Genomic DNA, 21878 nt, shown 5'->3' with positions numbered 1-21878 from the left:
GGTGTGCCACCGTCGAGGCCATGTCCGACATCATCTTCCGCAGTGCAGAGAAGGCAGATTGGCCCGCGATGGGCTTGATCACGGAGACGGCCTTCGGATTCCGGCAGCCCGACGAGGCGGCCGAGGCGTGGCGGTCACTGATCGGAGCTGACGGTGCCGTGGTCGCATGCAACGGCGATGACGTGGTCGGCACCGCGGTGTTCCTGGATTTCGAGCTGACCGTGCCCGGCGGGGCGGTGCTGCCGATGGCCGGCGTGTCCATGGTCGCCGTCGCTCCCACTCACCGGCGGCGGGGCGCTTTGAGCGGGATGTTCGACGAGCTGCATCGGCGGATGGGGGCCTATCCGGTCGCCGGCCTGGAGGCCAGTGAGGCGGAGATCTACGGCCGCTTCGGCTACGGCCCGGCGACGGTGTGGGAGCGGCTCGAGGTGCACCGTGACGGGGCGCGCTTCCGCCCGGGGGTGCCCGATCCCGGCGGGGTCCGGCTGGTGCAACCCGCTGAGCATCGCGCGCACTTGGAGGACATCGACGAGCGGTGGCGTCGGCAGACGCCCGGCGGCCTGCACACTCCGTCGCGGCTGTGGGATGAGGTGCTGGCGGACCGGGAGGCATTTAGACACGGTGGGTCGCCTCGTTATTGCCTGCTGCATCGGGACGGCTACGCGTTCTACCGTCTGCACGGCAGCGACGAGAAGACGACCGCCGAGGTGACGAAGATGGCGGCGGTGACTGCGGAGGCGGAGATCGCGCTGTGGCGGGTACTGGTGGGGCTCGACCTGAAGGAGATCGTCGGCCTCCACACCCATCCCGGAAATGTGATCCGCTATCTGCTGACCGATCCGCGGTTGGCCCGCACCCGGGAGATGTTCGACGGGTTGTGGTTGCGGATGCTCGACATCCCGGCGGTGCTGCAGGCGCGAACCTACGCGGCTGATCTGTCCGCAGTATTCGAGGTGACTGACGACTTCCTGGGTCGCGGTGGGCGTTTCGCGCTGACGGTGCGCGACGGGCGCGCGACGTGTGAGCGCACCGACGCCGCAGCGAATGTCCACCTCGATGTCTCGGTGCTGGGCAGCCTGTACTTCGGCGCTCATCGCGCGTCGTCGTTCGCCGCCGCACGCCAATTACGGTGCAGCGACGCCGAACTGGTCATCGCCCTCGACAGGGCGTTCGCCACCGATGTGCCCGCGGAGCTCGGGTTCGGCTTCTAGCCCGAAACGAGACTGCGGGGAGATCGGCCATCCCGGTGGAATGGCGATCTCCCCGCAGTCTCGACGCAAAGGCTAGCCCTCGATGAACTGCTCCAGCTGCTCGCGCGCCAGGTCGTCGGCGAGCTGCTTGGGCGGGCTCTTCATCAGGTAGGCCGAGGCGGCTTCGATGGGTCCGCCGATGCCGCGGTCCTTGGCGATCTTCGCCGCGCGCACCGCGTCGATGATCACGCCGGCCGAGTTGGGGGAGTCCCACACCTCGAGCTTGTACTCCAGGTTCAGCGGCACGTCGCCGAAGGCACGGCCTTCGAGGCGGACGTAGGCCCACTTGCGGTCGTCGAGCCACGCGACGTGGTCGGACGGGCCGATGTGGACGTTCTTGTCCTCGATCTTGTTGGCCAGCGAGCCCTGCAGGTTCGACGTGACGGCCTGGGTCTTGGAGACCTTCTTCGACTCGAGGCGTGAACGCTCGAGCATGTTGAGGAAGTCCATGTTGCCGCCGACGTTGAGCTGGTAGGTGCGGTCCAGCGTGACGCCGCGATCCTCGAACAGCTTGGCCATGACGCGGTGGGTGATGGTGGCGCCGACCTGGCTCTTGATGTCGTCGCCGACGATCGGAACACCGGCGTCTTCGAACTTCTTGGCCCACACCGGGTCCGAGGCGATGAACACCGGCAGGGCGTTGACGAAGGCGACCCCGGCGTCGATCGCGCACTGGGCGTAGAACTTGTCGGCCTCTTCGGAGCCCACGGGCAGGTAGGACACCAGCACGTCGACCTTGGCGTCCTTGAGCGCCTTGACCACGTCGACCGGCTCGGCGTCGGACACCTCGATGGTGTCGGCGTAGTACTTACCGATGCCGTCGAGGGTCGGGCCGCGCTGCACGACGATGTCGGTGGGCGGCACGTCGGCGATCTTGATGGTGTTGTTCTCCGACGCGAAGATCGCCTCGGACAGGTCGAAGCCGACCTTCTTGGCGTCCACGTCGAACGCGGCGACGAACTTCACGTCGCGCACGTGGTACTGGCCGAGCTTGACGTGCATCAGGCCGGGCACGCTGGCGTTCTCGTCGGCGTCCTTGTAGTACTGCACGCCTTGCACGAGCGAGGACGCGCAGTTACCCACGCCGACGATCGCGACCCGGACGTCATTGCTTGCGGTCATGACGACTTCTCCTCTTGTCCTACTTCAACTTCTGTAAGGGGCTGTGTGGGTGATACGGGGCTCAACTCTGTTCGGCGCGTCCCTGCGCCGATTTCTCCGCCGCGATCAACTCGTTGAGCCATGTGACTTCGCGTTCGCTCGATTCCAGCCCCAGCTGGTGCAGCTGGCGGGTGTACCGATCGAATGAGTTGCTCGCCCGCGCGATTGCTTCACGCAGACCTTCCCGGCGCTCTTCGACCTGACGGCGGCGGCCCTCCAGAATCCGCATCCTGGCCTCGGCCGGGGTGCGGTTGAAGAAGGCGAGGTGTACGCCGAATCCGTCGTCGGAGAAGTTCTGTGGTCCGGTGTCGGCGACCAGTTCGGTGAAGCGCTGCTTGCCCGCCTCGGTGAGCTGGTAGACGCGGCGCGCACGGCGCACCTTGAGGGTGCCTTCCGGGGCGGCGTCCTCCACGATCAGGCCGTCGGCTTGCATGCGGCGCAGCGCGGGGTACAGCGAGCCGTAGGAGAACGCGCGGAACGCTCCCAGCAGACCCGTGAGCCTCTTGCGCAGTTCGTATCCGTGCATCGGCGATTCCTGGAGCAACCCGAGGATGGCGAGTTCGAGCATCCGGGCACCTCCTCTTGATTCAGCCGCTACGACGGTTCGACACCTCGCGCAATAGTATCGCGCCGATATATTGAACGCCACACGGGTGCGCCTCGTAGCGGCTGGGGGCGCAGGGTTCAGGTGTTGGCGTAGTTCATGTTCTTGACGGTCAGATCACCGTTGAGCTGCATGTATCCGCTGTCCCCGAAATTGGGGGTGACGTAGATGCTGATCTGGATGCTGTCCGGCGGCGCGGTCATGTCGCGGTTGGCTTCGATGCTGATGTAGGTGGTTTTCACCTCGGCCGGGTTGATGCCCAGCGTTTCGGGTGCCCCACGCAGGATGCCGACCAGCTTGGGGATGTCGAAGGCAGCGAGGTCCACGACGCGCTCGTCGGAGCTCACGCTGGTCTCGCTCGGGTCCCCCCACCCGCCGCGGTAGGAGTAGTTGAGCACCCGCCGCGGTTCGGTGGGGTCCTGCCGCTCCAGCGAGGCGTAGTCGGGGTAGATGGTGGTCGAGTAGCCCATGGTGTCGCCGAACTTCTGCTTCATCTGGGTGAACAGGCCGGTCAGACCGCCGAGGGAGTGCAGCTGCCGGGGCGGCGTGAGCACCTGGGCGGGGATTCCGTCGTCCTTGGCGCCCGGGTCGGACGTGAAGTTCAGCGGCGACGGCGTGTTGCCGTAGAGGCCCCACCCGACCGCGATCCCGAAGATCACCAGCACCGCGGCCATCGCGATGCGAATACCGACTCCGGCGGGCAGCGTCGGCAGCCGCCGCGCGGGTTTGCGTAGTTGCGTCGGCGCGTTGGCGGTCTGCAGGTCGGAGACCAGCTCCTGGAGTTCGCCGAGGGTGGCGGCGTTGGTGGCGGCCTTGACCCGTTCACCGTGCTCGGTCATCGACAGCTGGCCCTCGGCCAGCGCGGTGTCGAGGATCTGGCAGGTATCGGTGCGATCGCTGTCCTTCGCGCGTGTCCACGATGTTCCGCGTGCTGAGCTGCCGGGAGCCACGACGAGATCGTAAGAGTTGGGTCGCCGATCCCGCAGGCCCGCCGCGAACCGGGCCGCTTCGGGTGCCCCGTCGAGCCTCCGCCGCTGAGGCGCCGACGTACTCTGGTCAGCGTGCGATTGCAGCGACAGGTGGTGGATTACGCCCTGCGGCGCCGGTCGCTGCTGGCTGAGGTCTATTCCGGGCGCACGGGTGTCTCGGAGGTCTGCGACGCGAATCCGTATCTGCTGCGCGCCGCGAAGTTCCACGGCAAGCCCAGTTCGGTGATGTGTCCGATCTGCCGCAAGGAGCAGCTGACGCTGGTGTCGTGGGTGTTCGGTGATCACCTGGGCGCGGTGTCCGGCTCGGCCCGCACGGCGGAGGAGCTGGTTCTGCTGGCGACCCGTTATGACGAGTTCTCGGTTCACGTGGTGGAGGTATGTCGGACTTGCAGCTGGAATCACCTGGTGAAGTCCTACGTGCTGGGCGCGATACCGCCACCCAAGGGGTCCCGTCCGCGTCGCACGCAGACCGCGCGCGGCGCCGCGCGGACGGCCAGTGAATAGCCCGGGGCGCCCCGACCGTTCCGCCGACCGAGCCCGTAATGGGCGCAGGGCGGCCGACGGCGGTGGCGCGCTTCCCCAGCCTCAACCCCGATCGCAGCCGCCTCGGCCCCAGGCGCCTCGTCAGGCCGACGGACCCGCGCACGCCGCGCGTCCGCACCCCGACGATCGGTTGACGACGGTGCTGCCCCCGGTTCGGGAGGAGCGGCCGCGGCACCTCAAGGATCCGATCGACGACGTCAAGCGCGCGCTCGATGGCCGTCCGCCCAAGCAACCGCCACCACCGCCGCGTCGCCCGACGGGCGGTGGCGGACCGGGCGGTGGCGGCCCGTCGGACCGCCGGCCCGGCTGGCGCCAGCAGGTCAACTGGAAGTGGGTGCGCCGCGGGCTGATCGCCTGCGCCGCCGTCCTGATCGTGTTGCCGCTTCTGACGTTCGGCATGGCCTATCTCATCGTCGACGTGCCCAAGCCCGGAGACATCCGGACCGCGCAGGTGTCGACGATCCTGGCGAGCGACGGGTCGGAGATCGCGAAGATCGTCCCGCCCGAGGGCAACCGGGTGGACGTCAACATCGACCAGATCCCGGTGCACGTGCGCGACGCGGTGATGGCCGCCGAGGACCGGGACTTCTATTCCAACCCGGGCTTCTCGTTCACCGGCTTCCTGCGGGCGTTCAAGAACAACATCTTCGGCGGCGACCTGCAGGGCGGGTCCACCATCACCCAGCAGTACGTCAAGAACGCGTTGGTCGGTGATGCCCGTTCCGGCGTGGGCGGATTGATCCGAAAAGCGAAAGAGCTGGTCATCTCGACCAAGATGTCCAGCGAGTGGTCCAAAGACCAGGTGATGCAGTCGTACCTGAACATCATCTACTTCGGCCGCGGCGCCTACGGCGTGGCCGCGGCGTCCAAGGCCTACTTCAACAAGCCCGTCGAACAGCTCACCGTCGCCGAGGGAGCGTTGCTCGCCGCGTTGATCCAGCGGCCGTCGTCCCTCGACCCGGCTGTCGATCCCGAAGCCGCCACCGAGCGGTGGAACTGGGTGCTCGACGGCATGGTGTCCATCGGCGCGCTGTCTGCGCAGGATCGCGCGACGCAGGTGTTCCCGCCGACGATCCCGCCGGATGCGGCGATCACGCAGAACCAGACGACCGGGCCCAACGGTCTGATCGAACGCCAGGTCATCAACGAGCTGATGGACATCTTCAACATCAGCGAGCAGCAGCTCAACACCGAGGGCCTGCAGGTCACCACCACCATCGATCCGAAGGCGCAGTCCTCGGCACTCGACGCCGTCAACGAATACATGGACGGTCAAGATCCGGACATGCGCACGGCGGTGGTGTCGATCGACCCCAAGACCGGCGGCGTCAAGGCCTACTACGGCGGCAACGACGCCAACGGCTTCGACTTCGCGCAGGCCGGTCTGCCGACCGGCTCGTCGTTCAAGGTGTTCGCGTTGGTCGCGGCGCTGCAGCAGGGCATGGGCCTGGGCTACCAGGTGGATAGTTCACCCGTGACCGTGGACGGCATCAAGATCACGAACGTCGAGGGCAGCAGCTGCGGCAACTGCAACATCGCCGAGGCGTTGAAGCGCTCGTTGAACACCAGCTACTACCGCCTGATGCTGAAGCTCAAGAACGGTCCGCAGGATGTGGCCGACGCCGCGCACGCGGCCGGGATCGCCGAGAGTTTCCCCGGCGTCGAGCACACGCTGTCGGAGGACGGCAAGGGCGGCCCCCCGAACAACGGCGTCGTGCTGGGGCAGTATCAGTCCCGGGTCATCGACATGGCGTCGGCGTACGCGACCCTCGCGGCATCCGGGGTGTACCACAAGCCGCATTTCGTGCAGAAGGTCGTCAACGCCGAGGGCACGGTCCTGTTCGACGCGAGCCAGGAGGACAACGCGGGCGAACAGCGCATCGACAAGGCCGTGGCCGACAACGTGATCGCTGCGATGCAGCCGATCGCCGGCTATTCCAACGGTCACGCGTTGGCCGGCGGCCGCCCGTCGGGCGCCAAGACCGGCACCAACCAGCTCGGTGACACCGGCGCCAATCGTGATGCGTGGATGGTCGGTTACACACCGTCGTTGTCGACGGCGGTCTGGGTCGGCACCGTCGACGGCACCAAGCCGCTGGAGAACAAGTGGGGCTCCCCGGTGTACGGGTCCGGTATCCCGAGCGACATCTGGAAAGCCACGATGGACGGTGCTTTGGACGGCACCGACAACGAGTCGTTCCCGAAGCCGGAGGAGATCGGTGGGTACGCCGGCGTCCCGCAGGCGCCGCCACCGCCGCCGTCGACCACGGTGGCCCCGCCGCCGTCCAACACCGTGATCCAGCCGACGCTCGAGATCGCGCCCGGCATCACGATCCCGTGGGGCCCGCCGACGACGGTGCCTGCGGCACCCGGTCCTGTACCGGAAGGAACGCCGCCGGGTACCGAGGTGGCACCCGGCGTGCCGCAGCCCGGCGTGCCGCAGCCCGGCGTCCCGGTGGCGCCCGGCGCCCCCGCGCCGCCTCCGTGACCTCGCAGGTGCCGCGGGAATCGCCAGCTCCGCTGGCAGGCGATCTCCGGAGCCTCGATGACCGCGACTTCCCCAGCCGCACAGACACTCTCGGTGCCGGGCTGTCGGGCACCATCGGAGGTCCCGTCGGTAGGCACGCGCTGATCGGCCGCACCCGGTTCCTGACCCCGCTTCGGGTGATGCTGCTCATCGCGATCGTGTTCCTGGCGCTGGGCTATTCCACCAAGGCTGCATGCCTGCAGACGACCGGCACGGGGACCGCTGATCAGCGGGTCGGCAACTGGGCCAACAACCGCGCCTACTACGAGCTCTGCTACTCCGACACCGTGCCGCTCTACACCGCCGAGCTGCTGAATCTCGGGAAGTTCCCGTACAAGTCGAGCTGGCTGGAAACCGACGAGAAGAGCATGCCGCGCGTCCAGTACGACGGTGCGCCGGCGGTGCGCTACATGGAGTATCCGGTGCTGACCGGCATCTACCAGTACCTGTCGATGTCGCTGGCGAAGACGTACACGACGCTGACGAAACTGACGTCGGTGCCGATCATCGCCGAGGTGGTGATGTTCTTCAACATCTCCGCATTCGGGCTGGCCCTGGCCTGGCTGACCACTGTGTGGGCGACCGCGCTGCTGGCCGGTGCGCGCCGGATCTGGGATGCGGCACTGGTGGCGGCGTCACCGCTGGTGATCTTCCAGATCTTCACCAACTTCGATGCGCTCGCCACCGCGGCTGCCGCGGGGGCGCTTTTGGCGTGGGCGCGCCGACGGCCGGTCCTGGCGGGCGTGCTGATCGGTCTCGGCGTGGCAGCCAAGCTCTATCCGCTGCTGCTGTTGATTCCCATGGTGCTGTTGGCCATTCGCACGTCACGGCTGCAGGAGGTGGCCAAGACGGCGCTCGCGGCCGGGGCGACGTGGCTGGTGGTCAACCTGCCGATCATGCTGCTGTTCCCGCGGGGATGGTCAGAGTTCTTCCGCCTCAACACCCGTCGGGGCGACGACATGGATTCCCTCTACAACGTCGTGAAGTCGTTCACGGGATGGCAGGGTTTCGATCCGAACCTCGGCTTCTGGGAACCGCCGGTGGTGCTCAACACCGTCACCGCCGCGCTGTTCGCCGCGTGTTGCATCGCGATCGGCTACATCACGCTGACTGCTGCGCGCCGGCCGCGCATCGCCCAGATCGCGTTCCTGGTGGTGGCGGCGTTCCTGCTGACGAACAAGGTGTGGAGCCCGCAGTTCTCGCTGTGGCTGGTGCCGTTGGCGGTGTTGGCGCTGCCGCACCGGCGGGTGCTGCTGGCGTGGATGACGATCGACATGCTGGTCTGGGTGCCTCGGATGCTCTACCTGTTCGGCGAGCAGAACAAGGGCCTGCCCGAGCAGTGGTTCACCGCCACCGTGCTGCTTCGCGACATTGCGGTCATCACGTTGTGCGCGTTGATCATTCGTCAGATCTACCGTCCCGAGCTGGATCTGGTGCGTGGCCACGGCATCGACGATCCGGCCGGCGGGCCCTTCGATCGGGCGCCGGATGCCTATCCGTCGTGGGTGCCGGACTGGTTACAGCCGCGCACTCACATCCGCGCCCAGCGGGCCAACGCCAAGCTGTACAGCCCGTAGCACGCGAAGCCGAGCGCGGCGAACACCAGGAGCGCGTCACCGGAGGTTGCCGACCCCAGTGCCTGGACGGCGGCGTCGAGTCCGGCGGCTTTGGCCGGGTCGGCGCTGACGGCGGCGACGATCACCAACACCCCGGCGAGTGCGTAGACGATGCCCTCGGCGACGTAGCCGTAGATGCCGAGCACCAGCACCACCCGGCCGCCGGAGGTCGTCAGGTCGTCGACGAAGCGCCGCGAGGCGCCCTTGTAGGCGTAATAGCCGCCGATCACCGCGACGACCACGCCCACGGCGACCAGCAAGGCTCGTCCTGAAAGTGATTGCATGAGAACAGCACTCGCGCCGGAGTTCTGCTCGCTGCTGGGCTCGCGGCGCCCGACCGCGAAGCGCACGCAGGTGTATCCCACGCTGCAGTAGACGGCCAGCAGACCGAGGGCCTTGAGCCGGTTGCCGAGGCTCGCATCGCTGGGATCGCGGCCACCTTCGGCCGGATGCAGACCGAGAAGAGCTTCGGCGAGGCGCCAGGCCGCCAGCGGCACCAGCGCCGCGGCGATCGCCCACAGGATCAGCACGCCGTCGGTGGCGGCGGCGATCGTCGCCATCGCGCCGGAAGGGTCGGCGTGGCCGCCGCGGCCGAGCGCGATCCGTGCGATCACGTAGGCGATGAGGAAGTGCAGGAGTCCGCTGGCCACGAAGCCGGCGCGCGCGGTTCTGCGGACACCGCCATGGGCCAGAATCCGGTCGACGATCGGCGGCCGGGACATCACCGCGCTCTACCCTTCGCCCAGAGGATCGAAACCGGGGTGTTTCCCGGTGCCGCCTGGTGGTTATATTTGCTAAGCATCTGTATGCAGTCTGCAGGCTGGAGTCGTCTCATGAGTTTTCTGACCAAGACCGCGCCCGTCGCCGTGATCCTCGGCGGAATCGTCGCGGGCGCGCTGGGCTTCGGCGCGGGAACTTCGGTGGCCCAGCCGCCGCCCCCGCCTCCGGGACCGGCCGAGTTCCCCCCGAACCCGCCGGGTGAGCCGGTGCCGAACTGGGCGCCCCGCAAGCCGGCCGACATGTGGAACGGCGAGCCGGTGGTGTGGACCTCGATGTGGGGTGGGCGCTGGGGCGTGTGGAAGCACGGACAGTTCATCACCCTGTCGTCGAACCCCGTCACCAACGGCGGTTGAGGATCGGACTGCGCAGCTTCCTAGCTGCGCTATATAGTTGGCCCACGGCGGGTGAGATGCGCCGGCATTCGGCGAGGTAGGAGCGATCATGATCGGAATGGCGAGTCGAGTGCTGCGGACGGCCCTGGCGACGGCAGCAGCCGCCGGTGCTCTGTTCGGCGCCGCGGGTACCGCGCAGGCCGATTCGACCGACGACTACCCGATCCCGCACCGCATCATCGTCACCCAGTGCGATGTCGAGCAGTACATGCTGGCCGCCCGCGACACCAGCCCCGTGTACTTCGAGCGGTACATGATCGACCGGAGCAACCGGCCGGCCGACGTTCAGCAGCAGGCCTTCGACCGCATCCACTGGTTCTTCTCCCTCGACCCGGTCGCGCGGCGCCAGTACTCCGAGGACACCGCCACGAACGTCTACTACGAGAACGTGGCGACCCACTGGGGCAACTGGGCCAAGTTGTTCTTCAACAACAAGGGTGTCGTCGCGCACGCCACCGATGTCTGCATGAACTACCCGAAGGGCGATATGTCCGTCTGGGATTGGCCCGTTCGCCGCTAGCGATTTCGCAGGTCCACCTCTGGTCCTATACCCTGGGCAGGTTGCCGACGCAGGCGACCCTCCTGCCACGGACACGCCGTGGCCGTCAGACCAGAGGAGGTGATGGGTTCCCTATGCGTCCATACGAAATCATGGTCATTCTCGACCCCACACTCGACGAGCGCACCGTTGCTCCGTCGTTGGAGACGTTCCTGAACGTCATCCGTAAAGACGGTGGCAGTGTCGACAAGGTCGACATCTGGGGTCGTCGCCGGCTGGCCTACGAGATCGCCAAGCATGCCGAAGGCATCTACGCGGTGGTCGACGTCAAGGCAGAGCCCGCGACGGTGTCCGAACTCGACCGTCAGCTCAACCTCAACGAGTCCGTGCTGCGGACCAAGGTGATGCGCACAGACAAGCACTAAAGGGTGCCGATCGTCGGAGCCGCTGCGTAGGCTCGCGCCCAACGTCCGCTCACCTAGGAGGAACTCGTGGCTGGTGACACCACCATCACCGTCGTAGGAAACCTGACCGCCGATCCGGAACTGCGTTTCACGCCGTCCGGTGCCGCGGTGGCCAACTTCACCGTTGCGTCCACCCCGCGCATCTACGACCGGCAGAGCGGGGAGTGGAAGGACGGCGAGGCGCTGTTCCTGCGGTGCAACATCTGGCGTGAGGCCGCCGAGAACGTGGCCGAGAGCCTGACCCGCGGGTCGCGCGTCATCGTGACGGGACGGTTGAAGCAGCGGTCCTTCGAAACCCGCGAGGGCGAGAAGCGCACGGTGGTCGAGGTCGAGGTCGACGAGATCGGGCCGTCGCTGCGCTACGCGACCGCGAAGGTGAACAAGGCGAGCCGCAGTGGTGGCGGCGGAGGCGGTTTCGGCGGCGGCGGTGGCGGCGGGAATTCCCGTCCCTCCGAGCCGCCCAAGGACGACCCGTGGGGCAGCGCGCCCGCATCGGGGTCCTTCGGTGGCGCCGACGACGAGCCCCCCTTCTGAGACAAAACATTCAGTGATTTCAAGAAAGAGTTAGACACATGGCGAAGTCCTCCACCAAGAGGCGTCCGGCTCCGGAAAAGCCGGTCAAGACACGCAAGTGCGTGTTCTGCTCCAAGAAGGGCAAGGGGCAGAACATCGACTACAAGGACACCGCGCTGCTGCGCACCTACATCAGCGAGCGCGGCAAGATCCGTGCTCGCCGGGTGACCGGCAATTGCGTTCAGCACCAGCGTGATATCGCGATCGCGGTGAAGAACGCCCGCGAGGTCGCGCTGCTGCCGTTCAGCTCGGCGACGCGGTAAGGACGGTTGAGATGAAACTGATTCTGACTGCCGAGGTCGAGCACCTCGGAACGGCCGGTGACGCGGTCGAGGTGAAGGACGGCTACGGGCGTAACTACCTGCTGCCCCGTGGGCTGGCGATCGTGGCGACGCGTGGCGCGCAGCGCCAGGCCGAGGACATCCGGCGCGCTCAGGAGCTCAAGAGCGTCAAGAGCCTCGAGCACGCCAACGAGCTGAAGACCGCACTCGAGGGTCTCGATGGCGTCGAGCTCTCGGTGAAGACCGCCGGGGATTCGGGCAAGCTGTTCGGCTCGGTCTCCGCGGCTGACGTGGTGGCGGCCATCAAGAAGGCCGGCGGACCGAACCTCGACAAGCGGACCGTGCAGCTGCCCAAGGCGCACATCAAGAGCGTGGGCACCCACTCCGTCACGATCCGGCTGCACCATGATGTGGCCGCGACTGTGTCGCTGAACGTGGTCGCCAACTAGCACTACACGAGTCAACGGCCGGGTGAGGACCGAGAGGTCCGAGCCCGGCCGTTGTCGTGCTCTCGGCGAATTGTTCGGAGCGAATCCGCCACGGCGAACATAACCCGGTGTTAACCTCTTCGGCCCGCGATCGAAACGCAACACGCCCGAGAAGGCAACCCGGGACGACACGCCGATCGATTTATCATCCACAGAGCCGACACCGTCTCAACAGGCGTTCATCTGCGGAAACGGACCAGATCACAGTGTTGATCCACAAGTTGTCCCCAGCACCTCAACATGGCTCACCGGACCTATCCACACGCCATCCCCAGGTCTGTCAACAAGCGGTGGTTGCGTCTGCTGCAGCAACGTCTAGCGTTGGCCGTCGCGGACACCGTGACGGGCGCCGCGGGGACGATGTCGGTGCTCCGACATACAGTCTCATCGAACGTCCGTTCGACACCGACTGGGGAGGGGTGAGGGCACCGCGTGGCTGTCGTCGATGACTTGGGCCGGCCCGATGAGCATGCGGCCATGGAGCCGCCTCCGAGCGAGGATTTCGGTCGGCAGCCGCCGCAGGATCTCGCGGCCGAGCAGGCTGTGCTGGGCGGCATGCTGCTGAGCAAGGACGCGATCGCCGATGTCCTGGAGCGGCTGCGCCCCGGCGACTTCTACAAGCCGGCCAACCAACTCGTCTACGACTCGATCCTCGATCTGTACGGCCGCGGAGAGCCCGCTGACGCGGTCACCGTGGCCGCGGAACTGGACCGCAAGGGGTTGTTGCGCCGCGTCGGTGGGGCGCCCTATCTGCACACGCTCATCTCGACGGTGCCGACGGCGGCCAACGCCGGGTTCTACGCCGAGATCGTGTCCGAGAAGTCGCTGCTGCGCCGGCTCGTGGAGGCGGGCACCCGGGTGGTTCAGTACGGCTACGCCGGCGCTGAGGGCGCGGATGTCAACGAGATCGTGGACCGCGCGCAGGCCGAGATCTACGACGTCACCGAGCGGCGGGCCACCGAGGACTTCGTCCCGCTCGAAGAGCTGCTGCAGCCGACGATGGACGAGATCGATGCGATCGCGTCGCAGGGCGGCGTCTCCAAGGGTGTGCCGACTGGCTTCACCGAGCTCGACGAGCTGACCAACGGATTGCACCCGGGCCAGATGATCGTCGTGGCGGCTCGTCCCGGTATGGGAAAGGCGCTGGCGCTGGACACACCGCTGCCGACGCCGTCGGGGTGGACGACGATGGGTGAGGTCGCCGTCGGGGACGAGCTGATCGGGCCCGATGGCTTGCCGACGCGTGTGGTCGCCGCAACCGAGGTGATGACCGAACGGCCGTGCTTCGAGGTCGAGTTCTCCGACGGCACAGTGATCGTCGCGGATGCGGAGCACCAGTGGCTGACGTCGACACGGGCGGCTCGCCGTGCTGGAGGCGATACCGGGGCCATTCACACCACCCGCGAAATTCGCGAGACGCTGCGGTGCCGCACGGCGGACCAGCGTCTCAACCATTCCGTCGCCAATGCGGCGCCCCTCCAGGGTGCCGATGCGGACCTTTTGGTACCGCCGTACACATTGGGCGCCTGGCTGGGGGACGGAACGTCGCACGCCGCACAGATCACCACCGCTGACCCTGAGATCCTGATGCGGATCGAGGGGGAAGGGCTGATCACCGTCCCCTCGCGGGCGGTGGTGTTGCGGTACGGGCTTCAGCTCCCAGCGCCTGAACCCGCCGCAACCCGCACTTGTGTCGTGTGCGGTGCGCCATTCGTGCCGCAGACCAGTCAGGTGCGGACTTGCGGCCGGTCGTGCGGCGGTCGTGCGCGATTCGTGTCGGAAGCTGTTGTTGCCCCGACATGTTCGAGATGCGGCGAACCGTCATGCGGGATGCAACTATGCCAGACCTGCCGCAACGCGGTGGGCACCGTGCAAGGCCGTCTCAGAACGATCGGGGTGCTGGGGAACAAGCACATCCCGGGTCAGTACTTGCGCGCGTCGGAGCAGCAGCGCCGCGCGCTGCTCGCTGGACTGCTCGACACCGACGGCACCGTCACCAACGGCGGAGCGGTTCAGTTCTGCGTGACCAACCAGCGCCTGGCCGATGACGTCGTCGAACTCGTCGTGTCGCTGGGATATCGGTGCCAGGTTGCAACGAAGGCGGTGGAGGGTCGAACCCCGGAGACATCGACCGCTTATCTGGTCAATTTCTCGGCCACGGACAGCGTATTCGGCTTGCACCGAAAGGATCTGTTGCACAAGGAACGTCGGGCGCACAGCGCTGTGCGTTCCAACTCGCGTTTCATCGTCGACGTTCGGCCGGTGCCGAGTGTGCCGGTGCGGTGCGTGGAGGTCGACAATTCCAGCCACATGTATCTGGCAAGCAGGTCGATGGTCCCGACGCACAACTCGACGCTCGGACTCGATTTCATGCGGTCGTGCTCGATCAAGCATCATCTGCCGAGCATCGTGTTCTCGCTGGAGATGAGTAAGACCGAGATCGTCATGCGTCTGTTGTCCGCGGAGGCGCGGATCAAGCTGGCCGACATGAGATCCGGTCGAATGAGTGACGACGACTGGACCCGCTTGGCGCGTCGCATGAGCGAGATCAGCGAGGCACCGCTCTATATCGACGACTCGCCGAACCTCACGATGATGGAGATTCGCGCCAAGGCGAGGCGGCTCAAGCAGAAGGCGGACCTACGCCTCGTCGTGATCGACTACCTGCAGCTGATGACGTCAGGCAAAAAGGTCGAGTCACGCCAGCAGGAAGTGTCTGAATTCTCCCGGCAGATCAAGCTTTTGGCGAAGGAGCTGGAAGTGCCGGTGGTGGCGATGAGCCAGCTGAACCGTGGACCGGAGCAGCGAACGGACAAGAAGCCGCAGCTGTCGGATCTGCGTGAATCCGGCTCGATCGAGCAGGACGCGGATATGGTTGTGCTGCTTCACCGTCCGGATGCGTTCGAGAGTGATGATCCGCGTGGTGGTGAAGCGGATCTCATCGTCGCCAAGCACCGTGCCGGCCCGACGCGGACGGTGACCGTCGCGCACCAGCTGCATCTGTCGCGCTTCGCGAACATGGCCAAGCAATAGCCCGGCACGTGTAGGTTCTCAGCCCGCGTGTCATATTCTCAGCAGAGTTGTCATGTGGTTGTCATGTGTCTCACGAAGTTGTCATGCTGAAGCCGATGGTGTGGCTTCGCAGGTTTAAGCCCATATCCCGTATCACATCCACACAATGGCCACACGGACATGGGGGTGGGATGTCGCCCGGAAGGGGCGTCCCGCGCGTGCTCCACGTCAACCCGCTCCCGTCGGGTTTGGGCTTGGGCCGATGACCAACGCGGTTCTCCTGGCCCAAACCGTCGAGGCTTCAAAGTCCGCTCACGTCGTTGAGTGAAGGCCCGATATCCGCGACAGGATCTAGATTGACCTCGAAGTCTCTACACGCGAGACGGCAGAGCGCGTTATGGATTCCCACGGCAACGTGAGTTTCCCAGTCAACTTCGCCGGCCTCCGGGTTTGACCTTCTCGCTACGGAAGCTTTTGGCGTGAATTCATCGGAGGGGATGCGAGGAGGGCGGTAGATGAGTTGGTCGATACAAGAGGTGGCCCGGATGTCGGGGGTGACGGCTCGCACGTTGCGTCACTACGACGACATCGGGTTGTTGCCGCCATCTGAGGTAGGCGGCAATGGCTACCGGTATTACGGCCGAGACCAGCTGCTGCGGTTGCAAAACATCCTGCTGCTCCGCGAACTTGGCCTGGATCTGGCCACTATCAGGGCCGTAGTCGACGAGCAGCGTGACCCCGCGGAGATGCTGCACGCTCATCACCGCCGCCTGCTTGAGGAACGGGAGCGCCTAGACCGTGTTGCGCACACCGTGACCGTCACCATCAACAATCTCGAACGAGGAGATGATATGCCCGCCGAAAGCCATTTCACAGCAATGACACCCGAGCGCGCTGCCTACCTCACGGGCCTGCCCAAGAAGCGGGTCGCCGCCGGTGGCCTGTTCTGCGACGACCGCAACCGGACCCTGCTGGTCAAACCCACCTATCGGGACTACTGGCAGCTGCCCGGCGGAGTCGTCGAGGCCGATGAGGCACCGTTGGCGGCCGCGACGCGCGAAGTGCGCCAAGAACTCGGACTGCCCGCCCTGACTCTTGGTCGGCTCCTGGTGATCGACTGGGTGGCCCCGCGTGACGGCATCGCGATCGAGGGATTGCTGTTTGTCTATGACGCGCCCGCGCTCTCTGCCGAACTGATTGCTGCGATCACGTTGCCGGCCGAGGAGCTCGAAGCGTGGGCGTGGTGCGATGAAGAGCAGCTCCAGGAGCGCCTCCCCGCGCACATGCTACGTCGAATTACAGCCGCACGACACGCACGAACAACGGGCGAGACTTCCTATCTAGAAAACGGAGCAATACGCAACTGACGCTGCCGCAGCGGCTCAAAGGTGAAGGGGGCAGGGGTTTCTAGCGGATCTCCCCATTGATAGCTTCGACAACACGAGTGGTGTCTCGGGCGTTCAACGCGGCGCGAATTCGGTTGGCCAGCCGCGGGATCGTGGCGGCGTCTAAATCGGCGGGATCAACGAGCACCACGCCTCGGCCCTCCTCGCTGGCTGGGACCGATCGGAGAGCAGGCTCGTCGATAACGCCGCCGTCGTAGACGAACATGACGGAGTCGCCCCGGTTACCCTCGTCGGTCTGGTGGTCCAGCACGAGCAGCCGCCCAACGGCGATGTCGATGCTCAGTTCCTCCCGGCACTCCCGTGCGCATGCCGCTGGTGGTGTCTCACCTGTTTCGACCGCACCGCCCGGCAGTTCGAGATACTCGCGGTAGGTCACGTCGTACATCACCACCCTCCCATCAGGGGTGGTGATGAGCGCCCCGGCGCCCTGTCTCACGCGGGCGAGCTGCGCGTAGTACTGCTCCGGCGGCACGAACGGCTTTGGCATCAGCTCAGTATTGAGCACTTCGACAGGATCCCCCGTGAGGTGCTCAACCCTAAGAGGGGATTTGAACCGCCTCCATTCTCCGAAACGAGACTCGTCCGGGGTCAGCTACTCAACGAGGCGAGCGCTACGGCCGCGCTGATCAGCGATCATGCAGGCCGCCAACGCACTGCTAAAAAGGATGTCCGCCCATGGGGCATAAATGGGTTGGTGTCCGAGGGTGTGTGACGGGATGCTTTGACGATGGAGTTTTGGAGCGGATTCCGTCCCTTTCTGATCACGTCCAGACGGTGAGCGCGTTGTTCAGCCCGTGGGCGAGGGCCAAATTCGGCTCCGATTACGCGGTCGTTCGCCCTGTCTGCTGTGACCCGAGATGAATCTGATCTTCATTTATGGTCCCCCCGCGTCCGGGAAGTTGACCGTCGCCGAGGCACTGGCCGAACTCACCGGATTCCCGGTGTTCCACAACCATGTGACACGCGACCTGGTGCAGGGTCTCTATCCGGGCAAGGTGGCGGCCAACTACGAGCTCGTCGACGAACTGCGGGAAGCGGTCCTGAGCTACTGCGCACGGCGCGGTACCAATGTCATCTTCACCTTCGTCTACGACGGGCCGCAGGACGACGAGGTCGTACGAAAACGACTAAACGCCGTGATGACAAACGGTGGTGAGGTTCTGTTGGTGGAACTGCGCGCGCCGCACGACGTGCTCTTGCAGCGGGTGTCGGAGGTATCCCGCACGAAACACAACAAACTCACCGACCGCGACACTTTGGATTCGCTACTTCAATAGGTTCCGTATCCGTCGCTTCCCTACGCCGGCGTCTTGACGATTGACACCTCCAAGCACGACCCGAAAGACGCTGCAGCACTGATTGCGGCCCACTACGAACTCCCCACGAGGTAGTGGTGCTGCACACGATCGGGGTCAACGGTCAGCGGCCTAAGAGATGGACCAGGTGCGCAGCGCCGGTGATCGCGGGGCGATAGCGCCGGCGCGCTCGTGACTCCAACCAGGCGTCTCGGTCCAACTGGAAGACGCCTTCGGCGTATCGGGAGCCATGCTCGGTGATGTGATGACGATCAATAAGGCGGTAACCGAGTTTCGTTGAAACAGCGACGCTGGCCCGATTCTCGTCGAGTACCCAGGACTTGGCTGATTCAGCGCGCAGGTGGGCAAAGGCCAGCTCGAGAACTGCTGCGCGCGCACGCGTTCCGAGGCCTCGACCCTGAAAAGCCGCAAGCAGCCACGACGTCGTCCCCACGATACGGTGGTGCGGCCACTGATCGAACCCGGACAAGCTCTGCAAGCCCACCGGTTGTTCCTCGACCATCACCGCGAGGTCGAGCGACCAGCCGGGGCGACGGGTGAGATCGCGGTTGGCCTGCACCCGCGCAATGCGCTGTTGAGCGATCTCCTGCGGTGTTCGGCCCGCAATCCAGGTCACGAAGTGCGCCTCGGCTGGTGGGAGAACAGCACCGGGTTCGGCGGCGCGCCGTGCAAGCTGGACCAGGTCATCGTCAGTGGGCGGTTGAAGGAAGACGGCGCCGTCAAGTGCTAGTCGAAGTGTCATCGGCTTTCGCCGTTGACCGTCTCGACCACGCCTCCGGTTCCACGTGCGGTGAGTGCGTGACGAATCCTGTCGGCCAGCAGTGAAATGGTCACACTGGAAGGGTTTTTCGGGTCGACCAAAACCACGCCTCGACCCTCGTCAGAAGGGGCTGGATGTAGTGCAGACTCCTCGACGACGACGCCGCCGTCGTAAACAAACATCACCGAATTGCCCTGCGCCTCCGTCGACTTGATGATCAATGACGAGCAGACGCCCGATCTTGATGTCGACACCGAATTCCTCCCGTCCCTCCCGCAGGCACGCCACCGGTGGCGGTTTGTCCTCTCGGCGGCGCCGCTCGGCAATTCGAGGTAGTCGCGATAGGTCACGTCGCACATCACCACGCGCCCGTCGGGTGAAGTGATCAACGTCCCCGCGCCCTGCCTGATACGGGCCAACTGGGCGTAGAACAGCTTTGGGGCCACGAAGTCTTCCGGCATCAATCCAGTTTCCGGTACTCCGCCGTGGCTGTGGGCGCCAATTGTGACGGCAGTTGTTCGTGAATGTTGACGTCATGCCGTCGGGATCGGCGACTTGTGTTCGCGAAAGTTGACGCAGCTGCCACGTTTCGGTTGCTGACCGACAGACGGGGGCCTTTCCAAACGCTGATCACCTGATCTAATATCGGTTCGTGCGATCTGATTCGAAGAAGGTGACCTTTACACAGGCGGCACGACGAGCGCAGATCGTCACTGCTGCGATCGAGGTCATCGCGGAGATCGGCTGGGCGCAGACGTCAATACGCAAGATCGCCGACCGCGTTGGCGTCGCGATGAGCGCCGTGCTCTACCACTTCGGCAACAAAGACAACCTGGTCGACGCGATCATCGAGGAGATGTACCGCTCGGCGCTCGCTGCAGTAGCGCCGGCCATACAGGCAGAGAACACGTCAGCCGGAAAGCTGGCTGCCTACATCAGAGCCAACATCGCCTACTTCGACTCTCACCGCACACAATTGGCGGCATTGGCGCAATTGGGTGCGGGCTATCAGCCCACCGACGGCCGCCGCTTCGACGAGTTGGGTATGACCGAAGAGCTTCGCGAGGAACTCGCCATACTAGATCCAAACTCGATATTGGTTGCAGGACAACAGGATCACGAGTTCGGTGACTTCGCTGTCGGGTCGATGTCGATGGCGCTGCGGGGTGCTGTCAATGCGGTCGTCGAGAAGATTCTGCGGGAACCAGACTTCGATGCACACGCCTACGGCGAAGATCTGGTGGATATCTGCAGCCGCGTTGTGGCGGTGCAGCGATGAGCCGGGTCGTCATCATCGCCGTCGGCAGCCGCGGCGACGTCGCTCCACTGACCGGGGTCGGCGTAGCCCTGCAACAGGCCGGCCACACCGTCAGCATCGCCGCCTACACACCGTTCGCCGACATGATCACCCAGTGCGGGCTGGGTTTTCGTGAACTCCCGGCCAAATTGGAACTCGCCACTGACGGCGCCGAGGTGCAGCCGATGAAGGGCCTGGCGGTATTCGCCTCGCCCACCGGGATGCGGGCACTCGGTCACGACATCCTCGCCGCGGTCGACAACGAACCAGCCGACATCGCATTGCTGTCCCCGTTCGCGGAGATGGCCGGCCACCCCTGGGCGGAATCCCGAGGCATTCCTGCCATCGGTGTCCGCCTGCAACCCCTGTCAGCAACAAGGCACTTTCCACCGGCCATCCTCGGCGCCTGGTCGGCCGGAGCGGCCGGTAACCGTGGCGCCGCACGGATGGGTGCCTGGCTCGTCGATCGCGTCTACGGCAAGGTGGTAGCCGATTTTCGGCGCGAACTCGGTATCCCGCGGGACTCGACCCGCGCTTTACGCACGCAACGCACGAACGCCAAGTGGCCCATCCTGCACGGGTACTCACCATTGGTGGCGTCCCGCCCATCCGATTGGCGCCCCGGCCTCGATGTCACCGGGTACTGGTGGCCAGCTGATTCGGGAAAGTGGACCCCACCGGTTGAATTGACCCGGTTTCTGTCCGCCGGCCCGCCGCCGGTGTTCGTCGGTTTCGGCAGCCTCATGGTCACCCCCGCTCGCGCCGAGCAGCTCTCCGACCTCATCGGGCAGGCCGCGGCGCGGGCCGGAGTCCGCGTCCTCGTGCAAGCTGGATGGACCAGCCTGCACGTCGCTGACGACTCCGTGATGACCATCGGCGACACTCCCCACGACTGGCTGTTTCCTCGTCTGGCCGCCGTGGCACATCATTGCGGCGCGGGCACCACCGCAGCGGGGTTGCGCGCTGGTGTCCCCACCATCGCGCTACCCGCTTACGGTGACGGCCCGTTCTGGGCGGCCCGGCTCACCGCGCTCGGCGTAGCCGCCGCCGCCATCAACCAGCGCCGCCTGACCGTCGACCGTCTCGCGGCTGCGATGCGCACCGCGGTCGACGATCCACAACTACGCGATAACGCGCGTCGACTCGGTGCGGACATCGCCGCTGAGGACGGCGCCGCCCAAGCCGTTAAAGCTGTCGAATCCCGCTTGCATCACACGACCTAGGAGGTTTCATCATGCCGACTGACCCCATCGTGGGCGACGCACTCTTGGCCGGCGCCATCATCCTGGCCGGTGGCGCCATCGGTGCAGGTATCGGGGACGGAATGGCCGGATCGCAGTTCATCGCAGGCGTTGCCCGCCAACCCGAAGCGCAATCACGTTTGTTCACACCGTTTCTTATCACCGTCGGGCTGGTCGAAGCGATCTACTTCATCAACATCGCCTTCATGGCCCTGTTCGTCTTCGCCACGCCGGGCAGATAGCACATCGGTGGTCTCGCGGCAGCCCTCCCGAGTCGGTGCGAACTGTTCGTGGGCGCGAGAACCTAACGCGTAGAGAGGCACTGACGGGTATCGGTTCTTGGATGTGACACAGATCACATCGACTGAATCAACTGTCCTGGAACGGCTCTTGCAACCCCTAAACGATGGGGTATTTGGGCGCCGGTGACCTGCACTTTCATTCAAAGCACACACGGACTGCGGCGTGGTGCGTGAATTGATCTCGTCGAACTATCTTGCTGCGACGCGTAATTCGAATCGGCGGCAAGTGCGCCCAATCTTCCGTGACGGGGTGTTCGATGCCGTTAGGCGATCGGCATTTCACCGGGACGGTACCGGTGCCAAAGTGCCCCGCGGTCAGGAAGGTGCGGAAATGAGCCGACCCACGCTAGGTCCGCGAGATCGAGTCCGTGTCGAAT

23 protein-coding genes are annotated in these 21878 nt (G+C 65.5%); 16 read left to right on the top strand and 7 right to left on the bottom strand.

Annotated features, from left to right (window positions below; genetic code table 11):
* Positions 1-20 precede the first annotated feature (20 nt).
* Positions 21-1211, top strand: coding sequence for an enhanced intracellular survival protein Eis (locus tag ACZ50N_RS27090; RefSeq protein ID WP_133412697.1), 1191 nt, complete (start codon positions 21-23; stop codon positions 1209-1211).
* 72 nt (positions 1212-1283) lie between these two features.
* On the opposite strand, the gene ACZ50N_RS27085 is transcribed toward ACZ50N_RS27090, so the two are convergent.
* From ACZ50N_RS27085 to ACZ50N_RS27075, 3 genes are all read right to left on the bottom strand, one after another.
* Entirely contained in the window at positions 1284-2372 is a 1089-nt protein-coding gene (locus tag ACZ50N_RS27085; protein ID WP_046364567.1) for an inositol-3-phosphate synthase, read from the bottom strand.
* Between the two features lie 61 nt (positions 2373-2433).
* Positions 2434-2979, bottom strand: coding sequence for a PadR family transcriptional regulator (locus tag ACZ50N_RS27080; RefSeq protein WP_046364566.1), 546 nt, complete (start codon positions 2977-2979; stop codon positions 2434-2436).
* A gap of 116 nt (positions 2980-3095) precedes the next feature.
* Positions 3096-3965, bottom strand: a complete 870-nt coding sequence (locus tag ACZ50N_RS27075) for a DUF1707 SHOCT-like domain-containing protein (RefSeq protein WP_048424450.1) — start codon at positions 3963-3965, stop codon at positions 3096-3098.
* Between the two features lie 111 nt (positions 3966-4076).
* Between ACZ50N_RS27075 and ACZ50N_RS27070 the strand changes: the two genes are divergently transcribed.
* The 3 genes from ACZ50N_RS27070 to ACZ50N_RS27060 all read left to right on the top strand — a co-directional run bounded on the left by ACZ50N_RS27070 (position 4077) and on the right by ACZ50N_RS27060 (position 8651).
* A complete protein-coding gene (locus ACZ50N_RS27070) occupies positions 4077-4508 on the top strand; it encodes a DUF5318 domain-containing protein (protein WP_046364564.1) in 432 nt (143 codons plus the stop codon).
* 178 nt (positions 4509-4686) lie between these two features.
* A complete protein-coding gene (locus ACZ50N_RS27065; RefSeq protein WP_330218751.1) occupies positions 4687-7035 on the top strand; it encodes a transglycosylase domain-containing protein in 2349 nt (782 codons plus the stop codon).
* Positions 7032-8651 carry a glycosyltransferase family 87 protein gene (locus ACZ50N_RS27060; protein WP_464474252.1) on the top strand — a complete coding sequence of 540 codons (1620 nt, stop codon included), beginning with the start codon at positions 7032-7034 and terminating at the stop codon, positions 8649-8651. Before ACZ50N_RS27065 ends, ACZ50N_RS27060 begins: the two co-directional genes overlap by 4 nt.
* On the opposite strand, the gene ACZ50N_RS27055 is transcribed toward ACZ50N_RS27060, so the two are convergent.
* Positions 8606-9412 (bottom strand): DUF1206 domain-containing protein, encoded by an 807-nt coding sequence (locus ACZ50N_RS27055; protein ID WP_046364153.1) that lies wholly within the window; start codon positions 9410-9412, stop codon positions 8606-8608. The genes ACZ50N_RS27060 and ACZ50N_RS27055 overlap by 46 nt on opposite strands.
* A gap of 111 nt (positions 9413-9523) precedes the next feature.
* Here ACZ50N_RS27055 and ACZ50N_RS27050 point away from each other — a divergent pair, with 111 nt between their 5' ends.
* From ACZ50N_RS27050 to ACZ50N_RS27015, 8 genes are all read left to right on the top strand, one after another.
* Positions 9524-9823, top strand: coding sequence for a hypothetical protein (locus ACZ50N_RS27050; protein WP_046364152.1), 300 nt, complete (start codon positions 9524-9526; stop codon positions 9821-9823).
* An 88-nt stretch (positions 9824-9911) separates the two neighbouring features.
* A complete protein-coding gene (locus ACZ50N_RS27045) occupies positions 9912-10382 on the top strand; it encodes a DUF5078 domain-containing protein (RefSeq protein WP_046364151.1) in 471 nt (156 codons plus the stop codon).
* Positions 10383-10495: 113 nt separating this feature from the next.
* Positions 10496-10786: a 30S ribosomal protein S6 gene (gene rpsF / locus ACZ50N_RS27040; RefSeq protein ID WP_018603055.1), complete on the top strand. Its 291-nt coding sequence runs from the start codon at positions 10496-10498 to the stop codon at positions 10784-10786.
* A 66-nt stretch (positions 10787-10852) separates the two neighbouring features.
* Positions 10853-11359: a single-stranded DNA-binding protein gene (locus tag ACZ50N_RS27035; RefSeq protein ID WP_046364150.1), complete on the top strand. Its 507-nt coding sequence runs from the start codon at positions 10853-10855 to the stop codon at positions 11357-11359.
* Between the two features lie 38 nt (positions 11360-11397).
* A complete protein-coding gene (gene rpsR, locus ACZ50N_RS27030; RefSeq protein ID WP_046364149.1) occupies positions 11398-11661 on the top strand; it encodes a 30S ribosomal protein S18 in 264 nt (87 codons plus the stop codon).
* Between the two features lie 11 nt (positions 11662-11672).
* On the top strand, positions 11673-12128 hold the full coding sequence (rplI, locus tag ACZ50N_RS27025; RefSeq protein ID WP_046364148.1) for a 50S ribosomal protein L9: 456 nt from the start codon (positions 11673-11675) through the stop codon (positions 12126-12128).
* Positions 12129-12644: 516 nt separating this feature from the next.
* On the top strand, positions 12645-15200 hold the full coding sequence (gene dnaB / locus ACZ50N_RS27020) for a replicative DNA helicase (RefSeq protein WP_419196932.1): 2556 nt from the start codon (positions 12645-12647) through the stop codon (positions 15198-15200).
* A gap of 494 nt (positions 15201-15694) precedes the next feature.
* Positions 15695-16546 (top strand): MerR family transcriptional regulator, encoded by an 852-nt coding sequence (locus tag ACZ50N_RS27015; RefSeq protein ID WP_464474251.1) that lies wholly within the window; start codon positions 15695-15697, stop codon positions 16544-16546.
* 40 nt (positions 16547-16586) lie between these two features.
* Here the strand turns inward: ACZ50N_RS27015 and ACZ50N_RS27010 are convergent, their stop codons facing one another.
* Positions 16587-17090, bottom strand: a complete 504-nt coding sequence (locus tag ACZ50N_RS27010) for an NUDIX domain-containing protein (protein WP_464474250.1) — start codon at positions 17088-17090, stop codon at positions 16587-16589.
* Between the two features lie 352 nt (positions 17091-17442).
* Between ACZ50N_RS27010 and ACZ50N_RS27005 the strand changes: the two genes are divergently transcribed.
* Positions 17443-17862 carry a P-loop nucleotide/nucleoside kinase family protein gene (locus ACZ50N_RS27005; protein ID WP_464474249.1) on the top strand — a complete coding sequence of 140 codons (420 nt, stop codon included), beginning with the start codon at positions 17443-17445 and terminating at the stop codon, positions 17860-17862.
* 142 nt (positions 17863-18004) lie between these two features.
* Here the strand turns inward: ACZ50N_RS27005 and ACZ50N_RS27000 are convergent, their stop codons facing one another.
* Complete coding sequence (locus ACZ50N_RS27000) at positions 18005-18643, bottom strand: GNAT family N-acetyltransferase (protein WP_464474248.1); 639 nt, start codon at positions 18641-18643, stop codon at positions 18005-18007.
* The gene (locus ACZ50N_RS26995) at positions 18640-19122 is read right to left on the bottom strand and encodes an NUDIX hydrolase (protein ID WP_464474247.1); all 483 of its coding nucleotides are present in this window, start codon (positions 19120-19122) and stop codon (positions 18640-18642) included. The genes ACZ50N_RS27000 and ACZ50N_RS26995 overlap by 4 nt, the downstream gene beginning before the upstream one ends.
* 191 nt (positions 19123-19313) lie before the next feature.
* Between ACZ50N_RS26995 and ACZ50N_RS26990 the strand changes: the two genes are divergently transcribed.
* The 3 genes from ACZ50N_RS26990 to ACZ50N_RS26980 are packed head-to-tail and all read left to right on the top strand — an operon-like array spanning position 19314 to position 21441.
* Positions 19314-19940: a TetR/AcrR family transcriptional regulator gene (locus tag ACZ50N_RS26990; protein ID WP_464474246.1), complete on the top strand. Its 627-nt coding sequence runs from the start codon at positions 19314-19316 to the stop codon at positions 19938-19940.
* Positions 19937-21181: a glycosyltransferase gene (locus ACZ50N_RS26985; protein WP_464474245.1), complete on the top strand. Its 1245-nt coding sequence runs from the start codon at positions 19937-19939 to the stop codon at positions 21179-21181. The genes ACZ50N_RS26990 and ACZ50N_RS26985 overlap by 4 nt, the downstream gene beginning before the upstream one ends.
* Before the next feature lie 11 nt (positions 21182-21192).
* Complete coding sequence (locus ACZ50N_RS26980; RefSeq protein WP_464474244.1) at positions 21193-21441, top strand: F0F1 ATP synthase subunit C; 249 nt, start codon at positions 21193-21195, stop codon at positions 21439-21441.
* Positions 21442-21878: the final 437 nt, after the last annotated feature.

The sequence above is a fragment of the Mycolicibacterium obuense genome, assembly GCF_055397605.1.
The sequence above is the reverse complement of the archived record's forward strand: the minus strand, read 5'-3'. Positions and strand labels throughout refer to the sequence as shown.

Coding starts and splice junctions, on each gene's coding strand:
- ACZ50N_RS27090 (WP_133412697.1), top strand. CDS start 21: ATGTCCGACATCATCTTCCGCAGTGCAGAGAAGGCAGATTGGCCCGCG.
- ACZ50N_RS27085 (WP_046364567.1), bottom strand. CDS start 2,372: ATGACCGCAAGCAATGACGTCCGGGTCGCGATCGTCGGCGTGGGTAAC.
- ACZ50N_RS27080 (WP_046364566.1), bottom strand. CDS start 2,979: ATGCTCGAACTCGCCATCCTCGGGTTGCTCCAGGAATCGCCGATGCAC.
- ACZ50N_RS27055 (WP_046364153.1), bottom strand. CDS start 9,412: ATGTCCCGGCCGCCGATCGTCGACCGGATTCTGGCCCATGGCGGTGTC.
- ACZ50N_RS27050 (WP_046364152.1), top strand. CDS start 9,524: ATGAGTTTTCTGACCAAGACCGCGCCCGTCGCCGTGATCCTCGGCGGA.
- ACZ50N_RS27045 (WP_046364151.1), top strand. CDS start 9,912: ATGATCGGAATGGCGAGTCGAGTGCTGCGGACGGCCCTGGCGACGGCA.
- rpsF (WP_018603055.1), top strand. CDS start 10,496: ATGCGTCCATACGAAATCATGGTCATTCTCGACCCCACACTCGACGAG.
- rpsR (WP_046364149.1), top strand. CDS start 11,398: ATGGCGAAGTCCTCCACCAAGAGGCGTCCGGCTCCGGAAAAGCCGGTC.
- rplI (WP_046364148.1), top strand. CDS start 11,673: ATGAAACTGATTCTGACTGCCGAGGTCGAGCACCTCGGAACGGCCGGT.
- dnaB (WP_419196932.1), top strand. CDS start 12,645: ATGGAGCCGCCTCCGAGCGAGGATTTCGGTCGGCAGCCGCCGCAGGAT.
- ACZ50N_RS27015 (WP_464474251.1), top strand. CDS start 15,695: ATGAGTTGGTCGATACAAGAGGTGGCCCGGATGTCGGGGGTGACGGCT.
- ACZ50N_RS27005 (WP_464474249.1), top strand. CDS start 17,443: ATGAATCTGATCTTCATTTATGGTCCCCCCGCGTCCGGGAAGTTGACC.
- ACZ50N_RS27000 (WP_464474248.1), bottom strand. CDS start 18,643: ATGACACTTCGACTAGCACTTGACGGCGCCGTCTTCCTTCAACCGCCC.
- ACZ50N_RS26995 (WP_464474247.1), bottom strand. CDS start 19,122: ATGCCGGAAGACTTCGTGGCCCCAAAGCTGTTCTACGCCCAGTTGGCC.
- ACZ50N_RS26985 (WP_464474245.1), top strand. CDS start 19,937: ATGAGCCGGGTCGTCATCATCGCCGTCGGCAGCCGCGGCGACGTCGCT.
- ACZ50N_RS26980 (WP_464474244.1), top strand. CDS start 21,193: ATGCCGACTGACCCCATCGTGGGCGACGCACTCTTGGCCGGCGCCATC.